8 protein-coding genes and 2 pseudogenes are annotated in these 20,172 nt (G+C 37.0%); 9 read left to right on the top strand and 1 reads right to left on the bottom strand.

Annotated features, from left to right (window positions below; genetic code table 11):
- Positions 1–63 precede the first annotated feature (63 nt).
- The 7 genes and pseudogenes from HCJ50_RS01890 to HCJ50_RS16065 form a co-directional block, all read left to right on the top strand.
- Positions 64–1,932, top strand: a complete 1,869-nt coding sequence (locus HCJ50_RS01890; protein ID WP_185346006.1) for a beta-glucoside-specific PTS transporter subunit IIABC — start codon at positions 64–66, stop codon at positions 1,930–1,932.
- Positions 1,925–3,367 carry a glycoside hydrolase family 1 protein gene (locus tag HCJ50_RS01895; protein WP_185346004.1) on the top strand — a complete coding sequence of 481 codons (1,443 nt, stop codon included), beginning with the start codon at positions 1,925–1,927 and terminating at the stop codon, positions 3,365–3,367. The genes HCJ50_RS01890 and HCJ50_RS01895 overlap by 8 nt, the downstream gene beginning before the upstream one ends.
- A gap of 217 nt (positions 3,368–3,584) precedes the next feature.
- Positions 3,585–5,255: a MucBP domain-containing protein gene (locus tag HCJ50_RS01900; RefSeq protein WP_185346002.1), complete on the top strand. Its 1,671-nt coding sequence runs from the start codon at positions 3,585–3,587 to the stop codon at positions 5,253–5,255.
- 454 nt (positions 5,256–5,709) lie between these two features.
- A pseudogene (locus HCJ50_RS01905) lies at positions 5,710–11,991 on the top strand (DNRLRE domain-containing protein); the annotation flags it as partial.
- 548 nt (positions 11,992–12,539) lie between these two features.
- Positions 12,540–13,094 carry a hypothetical protein gene (locus HCJ50_RS01910; protein WP_185346051.1) on the top strand — a complete coding sequence of 185 codons (555 nt, stop codon included), beginning with the start codon at positions 12,540–12,542 and terminating at the stop codon, positions 13,092–13,094.
- A 67-nt stretch (positions 13,095–13,161) separates the two neighbouring features.
- On the top strand, positions 13,162–13,575 hold the full coding sequence (locus tag HCJ50_RS01915) for a YxiG family protein (protein ID WP_185346000.1): 414 nt from the start codon (positions 13,162–13,164) through the stop codon (positions 13,573–13,575).
- Between the two features lie 199 nt (positions 13,576–13,774).
- Positions 13,775–13,976, top strand: a pseudogene (locus HCJ50_RS16065) (RHS repeat-associated core domain-containing protein); the annotation flags it as partial.
- A gap of 1,620 nt (positions 13,977–15,596) precedes the next feature.
- On the opposite strand, the gene HCJ50_RS01925 reads toward HCJ50_RS16065, so the two are convergent.
- Positions 15,597–17,123 carry an AMP-binding protein gene (locus tag HCJ50_RS01925; protein WP_185345998.1) on the bottom strand — a complete coding sequence of 509 codons (1,527 nt, stop codon included), beginning with the start codon at positions 17,121–17,123 and terminating at the stop codon, positions 15,597–15,599.
- Positions 17,124–17,363: 240 nt separating this feature from the next.
- Between HCJ50_RS01925 and HCJ50_RS01930 the strand changes: the two genes are divergently transcribed.
- Both HCJ50_RS01930 and HCJ50_RS01935 read left to right on the top strand, forming a co-directional pair.
- Positions 17,364–18,884: a flavocytochrome c gene (locus tag HCJ50_RS01930; RefSeq protein WP_185345996.1), complete on the top strand. Its 1,521-nt coding sequence runs from the start codon at positions 17,364–17,366 to the stop codon at positions 18,882–18,884.
- A gap of 235 nt (positions 18,885–19,119) precedes the next feature.
- Positions 19,120–20,136, top strand: a complete 1,017-nt coding sequence (locus HCJ50_RS01935) for an oxidoreductase (protein ID WP_185345994.1) — start codon at positions 19,120–19,122, stop codon at positions 20,134–20,136.
- Positions 20,137–20,172 lie beyond the last annotated feature (36 nt).

Below are 20,172 nucleotides of genomic sequence, written 5' to 3' on the forward strand. Positions count from 1 at the left end.
CCTTATTTTGGTGCGTTTCTGTTCAGGTTTTTCTTTTTTTAAAACATATTTAGGAGGATTAACATGGACTACAGTCAATTAGCAAAAGAGATTATCCAAGCAGTCGGTGGAAAAAACAACGTAAATGAAGTCTTTCATTGTATTACACGGCTTCGTTTTCAACTGAAAGATCAATCAAAAGTCGATGTTGCGAAATTAAAAAGCTTAGATAAAGTAATGGGGACAAACGTTTCTGGAACGCAATTCCAAATTATTATCGGAAATGATGTACCAAAAGTATTTGACGCAATGACAGAATTAAATCCAGCTTGGAAAAATAAAGCAGATAATACTGCAAAACCAAAATCAAAAGGTGTAAAAGGTTTCTTTTCAAATATGTTTGATGCTATTTCAGGCGTATTTGCACCAATTTTACCGGCAATTGCTGGAGCTGGTTTACTTAAAGGATTTATGGCATTGTTCGTATCATTTGGTTGGTTAGCTGCGAATACCGAAACGTACCGAATTTTAATGGCGATTGGTGATGGCGTATTTTACTTCCTACCAATTCTTGTTGCTGTTAGTGCAGCGCGTAAATTTGGCGCGAATATGTATGTTGGTTTAGCAGTTTCGGCCGCGCTACTTTATCCTGATTTGACTGCACTTCTTGCAAAAGGTGTGACAACTCATTTTCTAGGGTTACCAGTTACTTCGGTCTCTTATGCATATTCTGTTATCCCAATTCTAATTGCGATGTGGTTTATGGCCGTAGTAGAGCGTAATGTTGATAAAATTATTCCATCTTCCCTAAAATTACTGTTTGTCCCATTAATTACAATGTTTATCGTTGTTCCTGTAACATTAATTGTTATTGGACCACTTGGCACGTTTGTTGGTGATGGTATTTCTGGTGGGATTAACTGGCTATTAAATAATGGCGGATTATTCGCGGGTCTGATTTTAGGTGGAGCAATGGCGATTATCGTTATGACCGGGATGCACTATGCGATTGTGCCATTCATTATAAGTAATTTAGCTAAATATGGTTATGATAAATTTTTACCACTAACTTATATTTCGAATATGAGCCAAGCAGGAGCAACATTTGGCGTATTCTTCCGTTCTAAAGATAAAAAAGTAAAATCATTGGCATTTTCAACTGGTTTAACGGCTTTGATGGGTGTCACAGAGCCAGCGATGTACGGAATAAATATTGTCTATAAACGTCCATTTATGGCATCCCTTATTGGTGGAGCAGCTGGTGGTGGATTCGCGATGTTATTCGGAGTTAAAGCTTACGTATTAACAGGGAATGGCGGAATTCCAGGGCTTCCGGGCTTAGTGGGAGATACTTTTGTTTATGCCCTAATTGCTATGGCACTAGCATTTGTTGTTTCGCTCATTTTCTCATATATTTTTGGAATTGATGAAACAGTAGCAATATCTGATTTAGATGAAGCGCCAAAAACAGTGGATACAGTTCAAATGGGTGAAAAGCTTAATGCACCGGTTTATGGTGAAATGAAAAATATTAAAGAAGTAAGTGATGCAACGTTTGCAGATGAAATGATGGGTAAAAGTGCAGCATTTCTTCCAACAGAAGGCAAATTATTTTCACCAGTTAATGGAACGATTATTTCTGTCTTTAAAACAAAACACGCAATTGCGATTAAAAGTGATTCCGGAGCAGAAATTTTATTGCATGTTGGAATTGATACAGTGAAATTAGATGGAAAATATTTTGAAGCACATGTTAAAACTGGTGATATTGTTGAACAAGGCGATTTATTGTTAACTTTTGATGCAGAGAAAATTAAAGAAAATTATGATTTAACAACCATTATGGCAGTTACTAATACTAATGATTATGCTGCTGTCGAGTTAGTAGGGTCAGGAGTTATGACACCAAAAAGCCAAGTATTAGAATTAAGGAGTGAAGCAAATAATGAGTAAATCCGTATTTCCAGCAGACTTTTTATGGGGTGGTGCAACAGCCGCTAACCAATTTGAAGGTGGCTATAATTTAGATGGGAAAGGGCTAGCCGCAGCAGACTTATTTAGTAGCGGAACCCACACCGAGCCACGGAAAATCACCGCAGAAATAGACGAAAACTTATTTTACCCAAGTCATGAAGCAGTAGATTTTTATCATCATTACCCCGAAGATATTAAGTTGATGGCAGAAGCTGGTTTTAAAACATTCCGCATGTCGATTAACTGGACGAGAATTTTTCCAACTGGAATGGAAAGTGAGCCAAATGAAAAAGGGCTGCAATTTTACGAAGATGTTTTCTTGGAATTGAAAAAATATAATATCGAACCGCTTGTAACAATAGCTCATTTTGATATTCCGCTACAAATTACAAACGAACTAAACGGCTGGGCGAGTCGCAAGGTAATTGATTATTATTTACAGTTTTGCAAAACGATATTCACACGATATAAAGATACTGTGAAATATTGGCTAACTTTTAATGAAATCAACACTGCAACAATGGAAATTGGTAATTATTTAACACTTGGAATTAGAAATGCAGAAGGAGATTTCTTGCATCAAAAAGACGATCCAACTATGCGTTTTCAAGCTTTACATCACCAATTTGTTGCCAGTGCAAAGGCTGTAGAACTAGGGCATGCAATTAATCCTGACTTTATGATTGGCTGTATGATTGCCTATATGCCGAGATACCCACGAACTTGTGAACCGAGTGATGTGCTGCTTGCTAAACAAACTGAAAACATGCACAGTCACTTCTGCGGTGACGTCCAGGTAAAAGGTGCTTATCCATTTTTTGCGAAAAAATATTTTGAGGAAAATAGCATTAAAATCGAATTCGCAGAGGGTGATGAAGAAATTTTACACAAAGGCACAGTGGATTTTTACACATTCAGCTATTATTTATCGCTATGTGCTTCTAATGATTCAGCCTACAAAGATACTGGGAAAAGTGTCATCGGTGGTGCCGAAAATCCATATCTACAAACTAATGCTTGGGGAATGCAGACTGATCCAGTGGGTCTACGAATTTCTTTGAACGACATCTATGCCCGCTACAATGTTCCAATTATGGTCGTGGAAAATGGTCTAGGCGCCTATGACAAACTTGAAGAAGATGGCACTATTCAAGATGGATATCGTGTTGATTACTTCAGAGACCACATTGTCCAAATGAAAAAAGCGGTTGAAGATGGTGTAAACTTGATTGGGTATACAATTTGGGGATGTATCGATTTAGTAAGTGCTTCCACTGGCGAAATGGCAAAACGGTACGGAATTATTTATGTAGAAAAATATGATGATGGAACTGGGAGCTACGCGAGACGCAAGAAGAATTCCTTTTACTGGTATAAAAAAGTGATTGAGACTAGTGGCGAAGATTTAGACTAAAGATGTATTAAAAAAACGTTCAAAATGTAACTTTTGAACGTTTTTTTAAGTTTTGTCTGCTGGTTTAAAAACTTGACATATAATATAACTATTGTTGTAACATTTAAACATAAGGTTGTTTATAAGCTCTGATATAATTTCAAAGCAAGTCATATCCAGGGGGCTTTTTTTTGGAGAGACTTAGTAAAATTATTTTTTGAAATCGAAGGAGAGAAACATGAAAAAAAGTTATATTGGAGTAATGCTACTAAGCACTGCTTTAGTTGTTCAATCACCTTTTCAAGCGTTCGCAACAACTACAGCTGCCACGGAACAAGCGAAAACGGGCACGACTGCACCAATCACATTAATGGATGGAAAAACATTAGCGGCGACTAGTGATTTAGAATTAACAATAGGTAAACCAATGACTGGAAATATCCATTTTCAAGACACTGAAATGAATGGCAATGAGTGGGGAAGCTATATTAAAAGCGTGGATGTAACTCTGACTAATATGGATGGCGTTGATTATAACTTAGAATATGGTCCTCAAAATGAAGATGGTAACTATCAATATATAAATGTTGTACTATCTGGAACACCAACAAAAGCTGGATCTGGAAGTATTAATATTACGCTTATGGATGGCGTAGGAAATGTTGGAACATACAATTACACAGCTAATACCCAGTCCACGACAACAGTTGAATATGTAGACGAGAACGGTACAAAGCTTGCGGATGATACTGTACAAGCTGGAGATTTAAATACATCTTATACAACATCAGCAAAAACAATTGATGGCTATACACTTGATGAAACCAAACTTCCAAGTAACCAAAATGGACAATTTGGTGAAACGAACCAAACAGTAACTTACACTTACACTAAAAATGAAAGTGAAGTCAACAAAGGAACAGTAGGCATTTCATTCTATGCAGAAGATGGTGAGCGTCAAGAACTTGTAACATCATTAGACTTATCTTATGCATATCCAGATGGCGTACCATCAAACACAGTAACATTTAATGATTTGGCAAATGTAGCAACCTACAATAACCTAGTAAATGATGGAAGTGTGCTACAACCTGATATTTCTTGGAATGACTTATTGAAAAATACAATAGACTACGTACAAGGTAACATTGATCGTGCGCAGTTTGAAACAAATGTTGGTGTAACTGTAGATCAATTTGACCTAGACTACATTGCGAACAATTTTGCTGGATACGAGTTCGACGAAGCGGTATACCAAGAAAATCTAGCTAAAATGGTAATATTTGAACAAAATGGTGGAAATGTTAACTTACAAATTCCATTTAAAAAAATAGAAACAGCTCAGGTTGCTGCTGATGTAACAGTGAAATACGTAGATGCTGATGGAAATGAACTTGCAACATCAGAAACATTAACTGGTAATGTGGATGATAGCTATACGTCTGAAGCAAAAACAATTGAGGGCTGGACACTAGCAGAAACACCAGCAAATGCAACAGGTACATTCAGTGACCAAGCTCAAACAGTAACGTATGTTTACACAGAAAATACGGATAACGATAACACTTCAGGTGATGATTCTGATACTCATTCCGATGATAACTCCGGTATTCCTTCTGATGACAGCACTCAAGGAAATGACAATACTGGTAGCAACGATATCATTAATAGTAACGATACTACAGATAACAGCACAGACATGAAAGGTGATTCATCTAAACTACAAACAAGAGAAACAACTACAGTGAATTCACAAGGAAAAACAGCAACTAAAACAGCAAAAACTGCCAAAGAATCTTTACCAAAAACAGGTGATAACGCTTTTCAAAATAGCCTATTAGTAGGTTTAGGAGCACTTTTACTTAGTGGGCTTTTTGCATTTATGCGTAGAACTAGAAAAGCAAAATAACCATTAATGATGAAAAAAGAGGCTGGACAAAAGGGTCTCTAAAATGAAAAAACAAGCAGAAATCATGTCTATTCCATTTTTTAAAATGGCTCTATACATGATTTCTGCTTTTCTATTTTCCAATTTTTATTGCGGAGATTTAGTTATGTCCCAGCCTCGTTTTGTTTATTTTGTTACGAAAATTTGTCTAAAAAGCTAATTATTCATAAAATAGTAGTGCAATTTTAGTAAAATATGTTTCATATACACATAATTGTTATTTTTTGACAAAGCGGAATATGATACAATATCTTTGTAAAATTAACAAAAGCCCCAGTTTTATTTTAAGTAAAACTGGGGCTTTTTTTCAAAAAAGGAGGGGAAAGCTTGGTGTAGCTATATGGTAATAAAAAGAGAGGACACCTTTTAACACTTTAGATTGATTTTATCATACGAAAAAGGGAGAGCATGATACATGAAAAGATGGGTAAAGACAAAAAAACTACTACTTAGTATGACGGCTTCGGTGATGATTTTATCACTATTACCTGCTTATGTACCACTTGCTGAGGAGACAGCAACTGGAGTAGAAGCACCAACGAAAACGTCCGAAGAAAGTGTACCAACTGAAGTAAAAGAAGAACGAACTGAAAACGAAATTGTTTACGATAATCACGACGGGAGTTTTACCAAGCAAATTTTTGCTGATCCAATCAATATGGAAGTTGATGGGGATATGGCGCGAATTGATGCTAACGTGGAAAAAGAAACAGAATCCGGGATGATTGTTCCAAAACAAACACCACTTGATTTAGGATTTTTAGAGCAAATGGAAAATGGAGCATACCAAAAGCTTACCAAGGCAGGCGCGGAAGTCACTTTCCGATTAAAAGGGGCTCGCCAAGGAGAAACAGAGCATGCGGTAACTGATCAGCCGGCAACATACCAGGAAAATGAAGTTACGTACAAGGAGGTCTTTCCAAAAACAGATTTACGGCATTTAACCTTTCCGCAATCAGTAAAGGAAGACTTAGTACTGCAAGAACCAAACCAGATAGATACGTATGTTTATCAAGTAGAAACAAAACTAGACGTAAAAAAAGCAGAAAATGGCGACGTGATTTTTGAAAATAAAGCAGGCGATACATTATACACGCTTCCAAAACCAGTAATGACTGATTCTAATGTCGGTGAGGAAACTGGCGAGGCAGCTTTGTCTGAAGATGTCTCTTTTGAAGTAAAACCACTTACAAAAACCGTCTATGAATTACAACTCAAAGTAGATACTGAATGGCTAAATGATGCCGAACGAGTTTATCCAGTTTATATTGATCCATCTGTCCGCTTAGATGAAGTTTATAATGCGAATGTCAATTCAGCCAATCCGACAACAACGAATATCGGCAGTAAATTATGGGATTCTGGTCAAAATGCCTATACTTTAAAACTAGGGAAATGGGATAACTCAACTGGCAATAACGCTGCATTTTTAAAAATGGATACATCTACATTAAACAAAGCGACTATTTCCAAAGCCACATTAAAAGTGTATAACATTTGGCATATGTCCCCCACTTTGAAAAATGATCTTTGGTATTATGAAGCCAAAGCAAACTGGTCTCCATGGCAAGTAACATGGAATACCGTGCCACCTGTAACTCGTTTAGGAAGTGTAAATGTCGGACGTGGCGAGTGGGCAAATCTTGATGTTACTAATACCGTTCAAGCGTGGGCAAGTGGTACGCGAGCAAATTACGGTTTCCGATTAGGCACAAATAGCGAGCAAACCTACTGGAAAAAATTAGTTGCAAGTGAAAATAATAAGAATTATCCATATCTAGAAGTGAACTATACTTACGCAAAACCGGAAAAACCAACAGTAAAAACAACATCAAACGGTATTGGAACAGGTACTGGTTCGCTGGATTTATCTTGGAAAGCGGTCCCGGGAGCTACAAGTTACAACATCGTCATCTCCAATGGATACAAATATGAATACTTTAATACAGGAAGCACAGCAACTACATGGAGTACAAAAGGTAAAAAAATCTTCCCAACTGCTACCGAAATAGCGAACGGCGAGTTTGAATTTCACCATGATGGAAAAGGAGCAGAATTTGCGCTTGATCCACGAGAACAATATGAAAATGCCTTCCAAGCCGGAAGTACATTTGGTTTACGTAATTTAACACGCTACTTAGTTAGAGTGCAAGCCGTTTATCCTGGTGGAGAAAGCCCGACTTCAGATCTAGTTTTCGCTTATATGCCAATTGAAAAACCAAAACCACCAGTTGCAAAAGCTTATGCCAATTTGGCGCATAAAGAAACTGGTTATGTTGAGCTAAATTGGGAAAAGAGTCCAATGGCGGATGGCTATAAAGTGCTCGTTTTTAATGGGAAAGCCTATGAACAGTATGATGTTGGAACTGCCACAAAATGGACGACACAAAACAAAGGGATTTGGCCAACAAAAGAAGAAATTGCAGAAGGGAAATTTGCACTTCATCAAGATGGAAATGGTGCTGAACTAGCAAAGGATCCTTCTCCGGTATATACAAACTCTGGTGGAAACTACAAGGAACGCCAAAATTATTGGTTCCGAGTTATCGCATATCAAAAAGCAGGCAATAATGCAACAAGTGTCCAATCAGAACCAGCTACACCAACTATTCCAGAAGCTGTGAATAAACAACTAGGAATGGTCGATTACTGGACAAGCGTGCCAGTGCGTGGTGGAGAAGTCAACGCAACTAATGGTAACTTTTTATTCCACGAAACCGATTTTGAACTCGACGGGCGAGGTCCAAGCATTAATGTTAACCGAACCTTTAACAGCCAAGATGAAGCGACGGGGATTTTTGGAAAAGGCTGGACAAGTACACTGGAAGAAAAACTCGTAGAAGAAGCAAATGGAGATATTATTTGGATAGAATCAGATAAGAAAGTCCATCGTTTTACGAAAAAAGGTGATAAATACGAAGCGCCACCAGGGATTTATTCCGAAATCACTAAAAATACAAATGGGTATTTAAAAACAGAAGAAGACAAGGCAGAAACCCGTTTTCTTCTTGATGGCCGTTTAGCTTCCGAAAAAGATACAAAGGGTAATCAGCTTACCTATAATTACACAGATGGCAAATTGTCAAGCTTACGTGATGCTTCTGGTCGAACGATTACGCTTACTTATGACGGCGATTTAGTTACCAAACTAGTCGGACCAGATAATCGAACCATCACTTACACCTAAAACGACAAACAAGAACTAACAGCCTCTTCCACAGCTCGAGGCAAAATGTATCGCTACGGTTACACAGATGGCTTATTAACATCGATTTATGATCCAAAACATACCGCAGAAAAACCGTATGAAACCAAATTTGCATATGAAGAAGAAAAACTAACGGAAATTACTGATCCAGTTGGGAAAAAGACGACACTTTCCTACGACAAAGATGGTCAGCAAACCACTTTAACTAATGAGAAAAAGAAAAAAACGATTTATGAATACAACGATGCTGGAAATCCTAAGAAAGAAATTGTTGATGCAGACGGCTTAAAACTAACAACCACTTATACGTATGAATCAAATAATTTAACAAAAGAAGTCAATCCAAAAGGTCAAGCGGAAACATATACTTATGATGCAGATGGTAATGTGACGCAGATGACGGATGCTTATGGTACGGAATCTTACACGTACAATAATAACAATGACGTAACAAGTGCGACTGACACAGAAGGACGCGAAACAACAATTGCTTATGATGGCACTGACGCCGTATCCGAAACTATTGCAACAGAATCTCAAGTATCATCCGTAACACAATATGATGGATATGGAAACCCAATCCGTGGAAGCGGAGAACTAGCATCTGGTGGGAATCTTGTGCAAAATAGCGGCTTTGAGAATGGAACAAGTCTGTCAAATTGGCGACTAGTCCAATGGAGTGCAAAAGGCAGCATGACAGTAGACACAACTCAATCAGCACCGGGAGCGCTCGGTGGAACTGGCTCGGTCAAAATAACAAGTGAGGCACTAACCACCGATAAAGGCTATTCCGCAGCTATCCAAAGTGTGGATGTCGAACCAGAAACAACCTATACACTTAGCGCTTGGACAAAAACTTCTGGAATGACAAATGCAGACGGAATTCTCATCGGTCGTTTACAAGATGCGAACGCAAAAGACATCACTGATGGAAGTGTATGGCAATCCAACCGCCCGACATCCATCAAAAATAACGGTAACTGGGTAAAACGCCAACTAACTTTTAAAACAACTAAAAACACTCGTCAAGTATTACTTTATTTAGATAACGAACAACCAGCACCGCACAAAGGAAAAGGCACCGTTTGGTATGACAACATTCAATTCGAAAAAGGGAGTGTGGCTTCTAGCTATAACCCAGTAGTTAATAGTAGTGTGGAAAATCATAATGGAACACTTCCAACAGGATGGATGCGCACAGGGAACACCGCGCTAACGCAAGCGAAAGTGGTTGATAATGAAAGCTTTAGTGGAGACAGTTCTGTGTATTTTGAACGAAAAGCAACAAGTGAAGCCTACACACATATTGTCCAAGATGTTCCTGTAAACCAGAAAGTAGCCAAAGCATTAACTCTGACAGCACTTTCCAAATCAGAAGATGCTAAATCTGGTGGCAGCACAATAGCGATGTCAAATGACTACTCGATTTGGGGCACGATTACTTACCAAGACGGCACCACTTCTTCCGTCCAAGGGCAATTCCCACTTGGAACCAATGACTGGAACCGGAGTGCGGTAGTTATTAAGCCAACCAAGCCAATTAAAATGATCAAAGCCTACACCATGTTCCGCAACGGCTTAACCGGAAAAGCTTGGTTTGATGATATTCGCGTTATGGAAGATGAAGTGTTAACAAAAGACGAATATGATGCAGCAGGTAATTACGTCGCGGCAAGTTACGATGAAGAAGGTCGTAAAATTAGCTTTACTTACGATAATTACGGCAACACCACATCCGAAACAGACGAAAAAGGCAATAAAAAAACCTTGACTTACGATGCAGACAACGCGCTAATCGACACCAAGCTCGCAAACGGCACATCAGTAGCCTACAAATACGATGACAACGGCAATACTACCGAAAAAAATGTTACAGCATCCGGGAAAACACACAAAAACAGCTACGAATACGATGTCGACAATAAAATCACCTCATTTACCGACGCACTAAATCGCACCATCAAGTATGAATACGATGCAGCCGGTAATGAAACAAAAGCCATTTTGCCAAATGGTCGAGTAACAGAAAGCACGTATGATTCAGCTGACCGAATGAACGGAATTAAATGGAACGATGAGCCTGCATTTAAGTTCCAATATGATCCAAACGGCAATCAAACAAAAGTCACGGATGAAATTAATGGCTTAGTCACCGACAAAACTTACGACGACGCCAACCGTATCACCAAAGTAGCCGAACGCTCTGGCGCAATAAGTTACACCTACAAAGATAAACCGACAGCAGACAACAAAGGAAAAACTGATAAAGTCGGGGAAGTCGCAATCAGTCATGGCAGCTACACAGCAAAAACATCTTACACTTATAACGATTTAGACCAAAATACCCGCGTTAATGATGGAAGTAAAAACGCCTATTTTGAGTTTGATGAATTTGGGAATGTCAATGTTTACACAGCAGGAAATGGTTCCGCAGCTAACTACACTTACGACAGTACCCAAAAAGTAACGAATGTAGCTGTTGGTAGTGCAGACGGAACCCCAATTTTAGACGAAAGCTATACCTACGATGCAGCAAGCAACCGCACAAGCATCGACAACAAACAAGATGGAAAAACAACCTATGAATACGATGCAATCAATCAATTAACAAAAGAAACACTACCAAACGGAACTGTAAAGTCTTATACGTATGATGGTTTCGGAAACCGCACCCAAGTCGCAATCAGCGGAAACGAGACAAAAACAATTGCTGCAAGTTATAATGATGGTAATCAACTAGTTTCGTGGAACGGAGAAGCACTAACTTATGATACCAATGGAAACCGCACCAGCGACGGCAAATTCACCTACACTTGGGACACAGGCGACCGTCTAATCAACATCACCAAAAAAGACGAAAGCAAACCATTCACCACCTACAGCTATGATGACGATAACCGCCGCTTGTCGAAAACAGTCAATGGCGTGACGACCAATTATCATTATGATGGCGATAGTATAGATGTTTTGTATGAGACTGATAGCGATGGCAAGGTTATCCGTCAGTATGTCTACTCAGATAGCGGAGTCCGTTTAGCGATGAAGATGAACGGCAAAACACTTTATTACCATTACAATGCACATGGCGATGTGGTTGCGTTGACGGATGAGGCAAGTAAAATGGTAGCAGAATACGCGTATGATGCTTGGGGAAATGTATTAAAAAGCGAAGCGACAACAGAAGAAGCCAAAGCCAATCCATATGGTTACGCGGGATATACGTATGACAAGGAAATTGAACAATATTACTTGATGGCACGTTACTACGACCCGGAGCAAGGTGTGTTTACAGCATACGATCCAGACCCAGGAGATGAAGACGACCCACAGACGATGAATGGGTATAATTATGCGAATAATAATCCGGTGATGATGATTGACCCAGATGGAAATGTCGCGTGGTGGATTGGAGCAGCCGGTTTTGGGGCGGCGTTCGAGTTAGGTTCGTATTTATGGAATAATCGTAAAAAAGGATATTCATGGAAAGGCGCAGGTAAGGCTGCTTTATGGGGAGCGGCTAAAGGCGTATTATCAACAGGAGGATTTAGGTATATCGCGGGTACTAGAAAACCATTAACATATCTTATGAAGGGTGCAAAGAAAAGAAATATACCACGTGAAATTAGGATTGGAATTAAGAGTGTTAAAAGGACATATAGAAAATATTCTAAAGTAATTAAAAAAAGTTCCAAAAGAGTTAAAAAATTTGATTATAGTAAAAAGAAAGTATATAAAGGCAAGATTATGAAAAAGAGAAAGCGAAAGAGAAAATAAAAATATTAATATAAGGCTGTGGAAAATGAATATTCTAATAGGTGTGAGTTGTTTAATATTAAGTATATTAATATTCTGTGTATGTTTGCATATTGCTGGGAAAGTTAGCAATAAGGTAGTTGCAAATATTTGGACATATCTGGGCATTATTTTGTCTTGTATAGGGCTAATTATGTTTTGGATAATAACCTAAAGTTTTAATAAAATTCACAAATAGAAAAATGATCATTTTAAAAACAATTAATAATAAGGAGAATCCAAAAATGTCGACAAAATTCATGTACGAAAGATTACTAAAATGCCAAGAAGCACAAAAACTAGTAGCCATCTACACATCACGAGAAGATGATTATTTCGAAGCCGGCTACATTGAAGCAGTTACCACGAGCGATGTTATGTTTCGCGCAAGGCGTTCAGACGGTTACGAAGAAGGACATGTCGTTCTTCCGTTAGAGCTAGTGTATCGAATAGAAATAGATACAGCGCATTTAAAAACTGCCGAACTACTTGCAAAACATCTGAATCAACCAAAAAGCCCAGGATTATTTGAAAAAGCACCAAACAAAAAGCATTCTCTTTTCGAAATTGCTGCAGATTATGTATACCAAAGTGAAGAGATAGTCATTATTGACATCATAGGAGACGAAACTCAAGTTATTGGAATTATCGCTGCAGACGAATATGAAGGATTAGAAATTACTTTGGTGGATGACGAGGGTCGATTAGATGGGACTTGCTGGATCAAAAAAGAAGATATTCTTGCCTTGCGTTTTGGTGGAAGTGTGGAACAAGATTTAATGAGCAAGCTAAAAAGATAACGTAGACTCATATCAACTATCATTTAGGTTGAAAAAAAGCTATTAAACATTTAGGAAGGGGCTAATCATGTCTTTGAAAAGGAAAAAGGGCACTTTAAATCAAGCGATAGGAAACGAGTTGTATAAATACCCTGAAAAAAGGCTTCATGAAACGCACATTAACTTGCATGAGGCCAGCTTGGAATTTATATTTGCTGAAAATGATGAAGATGATACCCCGCTAACATTAAAAATAGAAGGGGTAACGGCTTATTACTTTCAAAGAGACTACGGAGAGAGTAGACATGATTTAGATACTGAAAAAAGTTCTTTGTTACTAATTGAAACGCTTGAAGTAGTTGTGCCTCCTTTTAATATAGGACATAACCAAACGGATTTTTTGGCTGAAGGAAATCTTGTTCTTGAGTTAGATAGAATGAGCTATGTTATAGAATGTAAAAAAATTAAATTAAACGATGTAGTTTTTAATTTAGATAAGTAATTATCAATAAAGAAGACATCCTAACCGTCCTTTTTGGTGGGACTGTAAAACGAGAAGTAATGAAAAATGACAAAAATAAACCAACAGACCCCTACTCGAATCTGGAGGAGGGGTTATTTTAAAAAATGTAAGAGGAAGAAAAAATGGTCGTGGGAATATATTGTAAAGTACAGCGACAATAACAAAATCCAAAACCAATCCCAATCCCTATGGTTACGCGGGATGTACGTATGACAAAGAAATCGAACAATATTACTTGATGGCACGTTACTACGACCCAGAGCAAGGTGTACTTACAGCGATTGACCCAGACCCAGGCGATGAACACGACCCACAAACAATGAATGGGTAATAATTATGTCGGAAATAATCCGGTGATGATGTTTGACCCGGATGGGAATGTCACATGATGGATTGCAGCAGTCGGTTTTGGGGCTTTTGAAGGGGGAGTAGAATATTTATTAACAACTAAGAAGAAAAGCTGGAAAGGTTTTGGGAAAGCGGTGGGTAAAGGAGCTATTTTAGGTCTTGGATTTGGTAAGTTTTACAAAGGGGCCAAGTTTTTAAAATCAACAAAAATAGAAAAAAGGCTTGAAAAAAGAGAGGAGTTTATTTAATTGTTATTAACAATTTATATATTTCTAGTAATTATCTGTTTAATAATTTGTCTTTATTTAGAGTCAAAAAAGCAAAAATGGAGTAAGTTTTTGTTTTGGTCAGTATTTGCTATTGGAGTATTTTTTACAATAAGGATAGGGGATTTGTTTTTATGAAAGATGCATGGTAAATCTAATATGAACAGAGTCGCCTAAGTGTCTTCTTTTAGAGGAGAATGTATTTATAAAACTATACAATAAAAATAACCATTTCGGAAGCAAGTAATAGATAGTAGGAAGAAATATTCACTTGAAATTAAAGAATTTAAATTTAAGAAAAGAAAACTGAAAATCGATAATATAATAAAAAGGAAATTCTAAAATGAAATACACCAATTAGAAATATTAGATTAAGATTCTATTTATGAAGTATACAATGACATTGACTCGTCAGAAAATTTTAAGCAAGATCGACAGTGTATAATACAGATATTATCGAAGTGAGTATGGATACTAAACAGTTGAAATTTACGATAAGTAATATTACTAAATAAACTTGAACTAGTTTAGAAATACTCCATTATTTAAATTAGATGAATGAGTTATATGAAAAAGTAATAACTAGAAAATACTAAAATTACTGGAGTTGAAATTTATTGGCTTTTCTCAAAAAAAATAGCTTTTTATTATTTTTGATATTCTTTTTTATGAGCGCCATCTTAATTAATATGTTTTTTAATAATTTACTAACAGATATTATTGTTACTGTGTTTTTAGGAGTAGAAACATTATTAATCATAGGTATCTCAGTAGAAATTACTGATAATAAAAATCAAAAGAAACGTACAACAAAAATTAATGAAATATACTTATTTGTTTTGTTTATTATAACGCTAGTTGCATCATATTTATTTTACTAAGGAGGAAAGTTTTTTATTGTGGCTATTTCAATTGCATCTTTGATTAACCTAGTAATAATTGCAGTATTATATTTAATTAAAAGAAATAAAAAAGGTGTGAAGTGTAAAGTTTTCCTCGCTGTCATCCTATGTACTTTCTCCGTTGTAATGTATGCATATCTCGCGGTGTATAGTTGGTTTTAGTGCTATATGAAAATTTTGATAAAAAGTGCTCAGCTATAGAATTTATTGGGATAATCAGCGGATTAAAAAGAAAATACATCGTTAAATTTAAAAACCAACAATAAATTAGTAATGCAATCAATTTGGAATACTAAAATCGTCTAATAAAAGGGCGCGATTTGTAATGATTAAATTTTCCTAGATATAATAAAACTAGTTGAAGGTATTGAAAGAGGCTACAAATTATCGTTAGAATATCGACAATCTATAGCCTAATCTATTGCTTTTTAAATACAATTTCAGTTTAATGGAACAACTACAAACAACTTAATACCCTTTTTGTTTATAGTTGTCGTAATTCCCGTTCCATTTGCAGACGTTGTACTTTCATTGTTGCTGTTCTTGGGATGTCTTCATATTTCATTACGATAGGTTCGTTCATATGTGGTAAATCAGAAACTGCTTCCCACCAAGGATCCCATTTCATTTCTTTGTCACCATGGACGGCGATAATTGGTTGTGGGCTACCATTTTTGCCGCGGATGATTACGACCTCGTCCAAGAAAGTTAGTGTATCAAGTAGTTTATCTTCAATTGCAAGGGTGCTATCAATCGTTTCCACTAAATCCACTTGGCGATCTTGTAAGAATAGGCGACCAAGTTCATCTTTCATACCATAATCGCCACTATCCCACCAAGGGCCATAAACATTTTCTTCAAAACGAGCCTCTTCTTTGTAATACGTCAGTGCGCGCCCTTTGGAAAGCATTTGAATATTCCCGCTAACACCAGCTGGTACAGAGACGCCTTCTTGGTCGACAATACGAACTTCTGTAAGTCCAGGCATGCCAATTCCCATATCACGTGCATTTAACGTTTCGATGGATTTTAATGTATGAGCACGTAAAATCATCGGTCCACATTCACTTTGACCATAAATTTGTAAGAAAATCGGTTTTTTATAAGACGATGTGCGTAAGAAAGTAGCCATCGTTTCTTTATTAATAGCATCAAATGTAGAGTGATAAAATTTAATACTTTCAAATACATCTGGTTTTTCGCGCGCAAGGGAAGCCCATTGTACAAAGTGATTTGGATGTGTTTCAAGTACATATGGTCTATATTCACGTAATATTTTAGTGATATTTTCTTTAGATGGGTTGGCAATTGGAAGCAGTGGGAAGCCAAGCGACATCAAGGAAGAAACACCAATATTAAAGCGAGAATGTACAGGCGATATATGGAAAGCAACAAGGTCTCTTGGTTTGATGAAATTAAGAATACGGCGTTGATATTTTGTTCTCCAGCCCATTGAATTCGCAGAGTGGGCAATCAGTTTTGGTATCCCTGTTGTTCCGGAAGTGTGTGTCATATAAGCAATCATATCTTTTGGAAGCTCTTCTTGCGGACATGTATAATCGCCAATTGCTGTTTTAAACACTTGTTCAGCGTTGATCAAACGGCTGTCCGGTAAATTATTTAATTGATGACTTTTAGAAGAAGTCTCGCTGTCAAAAAGCAACCAAGGTTCGTCCAGTCTGTTAACAAAAATATCAATTGTTGATGCTGGAAGGTGAGGCGAAACCATGATTGGTACTGCACCAAGATAAGAAATCGCAACAGCTAAAACATAGGAATCAAATTTGGCTGATTTATAAACAATGACTTTATCGGCTTTACGAACTCCAAATTTATGCAAGTGTGCTGCTTTTTGAATAATTGCCGCTTCACACTTTTTATAAGTCGTATGTAGCCCTAATTCTGGAAAAGTGACTAGCTCCTCATCAAAATGAATTGGCATTCCTGGATAACGCTCTGCAGCATCTTTAAAATTGGTATAGAGATTTAATGGTTCATACTTATTAATCATATATGGCGTAGCTCCTTTAACATTTGATGCTGTTATTATATCATTTTGTTGAAATAATGAGGAGTAGTTATAGGAAAGATGCAGCATTTTTATAAGAAGTCTGTAAATTCCTCTTTTTCTTACTTTAACAAATCCTTCTGTTGCCCTATAAAGATATCTCAGTTAATGCTATAATTATGTTAAGTTAATCACAAACTTTTAGACAGAAGAAAAATTATTCAAAAAAGCGGAGGTACGAAAATGAAAAAAAGGTTGTCAATAACACTCATCATGTTGTTATCACTTGTACTAGTCATTGCTGGCTGTGGAAGTAATAACACAAGTAAGAGCGACAAGGTTGAAACAAAAGAGAAGGAAAAAACAGAAGTAACATCAGGAGCATCCAAAACAAGCTACACAGATCCATCTGAATTAAAAGATAAATATGATATTGTTATTGTTGGTGCAGGTGGAGCAGGAATGTCAGCAGCACTCGAAGCAAAAGCAAAAGGAATGAACCCAGTAATTCTTGAAAAAATGCCACTAGCAGGCGGAAACACTATGAAAGCCTCTTCCGGTATGAATGCATCTGAAACTAAATTCCAAAAAGAACAAGGAATTAATGATAGCAATGATAAATTTTACGAAGAAACATTGGCAGGTGGTCACGGAACAAATGACAAAGAAATGCTACGTTTCTTTGTTGATAATTCCGCAAGCGCGATTGATTGGTTAGATTCCATGGATATTAAATTAAATAACCTGACTATCACAGGCGGAATGAGCGAAAAACGTACACACCGCCCAGAAGATGGTTCCGCAGTAGGTAAATACCTAGTCGACGGTTTATTAAAAAATGTCCAAGAAGAAAAAATTCCAGTATTTGTTAACGCTGATGTAAAAGAAATTACTCAACAAGACGGAAAAGTAACTGGAGTAAAAGTACGCCTTAATAATAAAGAAGACAAAAATATTAGCTCTAATGCAGTAGTTGTAACAACAGGTGGTTACGGAGCAAATAAAGAATTAATCGAAAAAGAACGTCCAGACTTAAAAGGATACGTAACAACCAACCAAGAAGGAAGTACTGGCGACGGTATTAAAATGATTGAAAAACTTGGTGGTACAACAGTTGATATGGACCAAATCCAAGTTCACCCAACTGTGCAACAAGATAAATCTTACCTGATTGGTGAAGCTGTACGTGGTGAGGGAGCCATTTTAGTTTCACAAGAAGGAAAACGTTTTGGGAATGAATTAGATACACGTGATAATGTGACAGCTTCCATCAATAAACTACCTGAAAAATCAGCTTACCTTATATTTGATTCAGGTGTAAAAGATCGCGTAAAAGCAATTGCTCAATATGACGAAATGGGCTTTGTTGAAGAAGGCGCAACTATTGATGAACTAGCGGGCAAAATCGATGTACCAAAAGAAGAATTAACAAAAACGTTAGATACTTGGAATACTAGTGTGAAAAATAAAAATGACGAAGCGTTTGGCAGAACTACAGGTATGGAAAACGAATTATCTAAAGCGCCGTATTACGCAATTAAAATCGGTCCAGGAATCCATTACACAATGGGTGGCGTGAAAATTAATACTAATACAGAAGTTTTAGATAAAGATGGTAAACCAATTACAGGATTATTTGCTGCAGGAGAAGTAACAGGGGGCTTGCACGGAGAAAACCGTATTGGTGGTAACTCAGTAGCTGAAATTATTATCTTTGGTCGTCAAGCTGGCGATAAATCAGCTGAATTTGTAAAAGAACAATAATATTTTCCGAGTAATAGTTTGTGATTAGAAAAGCTTGCGGAAACACTTTTTAATAAGTGTTTTCGCAGGCTTTTTAGTTGTTAGAATTTGTTTGCAGTAAAGGATTTATAGTATTATGAGTAAGTGAGGATGAATCGGCTAAAGTCGAAAAAAGTACATATCCGAATGATCATTGGCAGTTCCCACACAACAGTCATAGCCTTTGCCACTTGTTAAAATAAAAGGAGGAATAATTATGTTGAAAATGGGTTTTATTGGTAATGGAAAAAGCACCAACAGATACCATCTGCCATTTATTCTAGAACGTGAAAATATCCAAGTGAAAACAATTTATAATCGAAATCCAAAAACTGCTACTTGGGATAAAATCGAAGGCGTACACTACACAACAAATTTAGAGGAACTTTTAACTGATCCAGAAATTCAGCTAATTACAATTTCGACAACACAAAGCTCTCATTTTGAATATGCTAAAAAGGTGTTAGAAAATGGCAAAAATGTCCTAGTCGAAAAACCATTTATGATGACGTATGCAGAAGCGAAAGAAATTTTTGAGTTGGCAAAAGAGCGAGGACTAATTGTTCAATGCTATCAAAATCGCCGCTTTGACTCTGACTTTTTAACAGCTCAAAAAGTGATTGAAAGCGGAAAACTAGGTGAACTTTTGGAAGTGGAAATGCATTACGATTATTTCCGACCTGAAATCCCTGAATCTGTCCATGAATTTAAGTTTTATAATAGTTACTTATACGGTCACGGTTGCCATACCATCGACCAAGTACTTTCTTACTTCGGAAAACCAGACGATATTCATTATGATGTTCGTCAATTACTCGGAGAAGGCCGAATGAACGACTATTTTGACCTTGATTTTTATTACGGAATTACCAAAGTCTCCGTAAAATCAAGCTATTTCCGCATTAAAGCTCGTCCAAGCTTTGTTTTGTATGGTAAAAAAGGAATGTTCACGAAAGAAACAAAAGACCGCCAAGAAGAACATCTAAAACTATTTTATATGCCGAGTCATAAAGATTTTGGAATTGATTTACCAGAGCATTACGGCACATTAACTTATGTGGATGATGCGGGAGTATGGCATGAGGAAAAAGTCATTTCCGAAGTGGGCGATTATGGTCGTGTGTACGATGATCTCTATGAAGCCATTATAAATGGAAAACCGAAGCAAGTAACAGACGAAGAAACGCTACTACAAATGGAAATTTTGGAAAAAGGCGTCGAAGCTTGTAAATAAGGAAAAATGCCGTGAGGGAATCTTGCGGTATTTTTG

Source organism: Listeria immobilis (genome assembly GCF_014322765.1).
In the GTDB taxonomy this organism is placed as follows: domain Bacteria; phylum Bacillota; class Bacilli; order Lactobacillales; family Listeriaceae; genus Listeria; species Listeria immobilis.

Excerpts from the sequence above, each read along its gene's own strand:
- HCJ50_RS01890 (WP_185346006.1), top strand. The coding sequence starts at position 64 with ATGGACTACAGTCAATTAGCAAAAGAGATTATCCAAGCAGTCGGTGGA.
- HCJ50_RS01935 (WP_185345994.1), top strand. The coding sequence starts at position 19,120 with ATGTTGAAAATGGGTTTTATTGGTAATGGAAAAAGCACCAACAGATAC.
- HCJ50_RS01930 (WP_185345996.1), top strand. The coding sequence starts at position 17,364 with ATGAAAAAAAGGTTGTCAATAACACTCATCATGTTGTTATCACTTGTA.
- HCJ50_RS01925 (WP_185345998.1), bottom strand. The coding sequence starts at position 17,123 with ATGATTAATAAGTATGAACCATTAAATCTCTATACCAATTTTAAAGAT.
- HCJ50_RS01915 (WP_185346000.1), top strand. The coding sequence starts at position 13,162 with ATGTCTTTGAAAAGGAAAAAGGGCACTTTAAATCAAGCGATAGGAAAC.
- HCJ50_RS01910 (WP_185346051.1), top strand. The coding sequence starts at position 12,540 with ATGTCGACAAAATTCATGTACGAAAGATTACTAAAATGCCAAGAAGCA.
- HCJ50_RS01900 (WP_185346002.1), top strand. The coding sequence starts at position 3,585 with ATGAAAAAAAGTTATATTGGAGTAATGCTACTAAGCACTGCTTTAGTT.
- HCJ50_RS01895 (WP_185346004.1), top strand. The coding sequence starts at position 1,925 with ATGAGTAAATCCGTATTTCCAGCAGACTTTTTATGGGGTGGTGCAACA.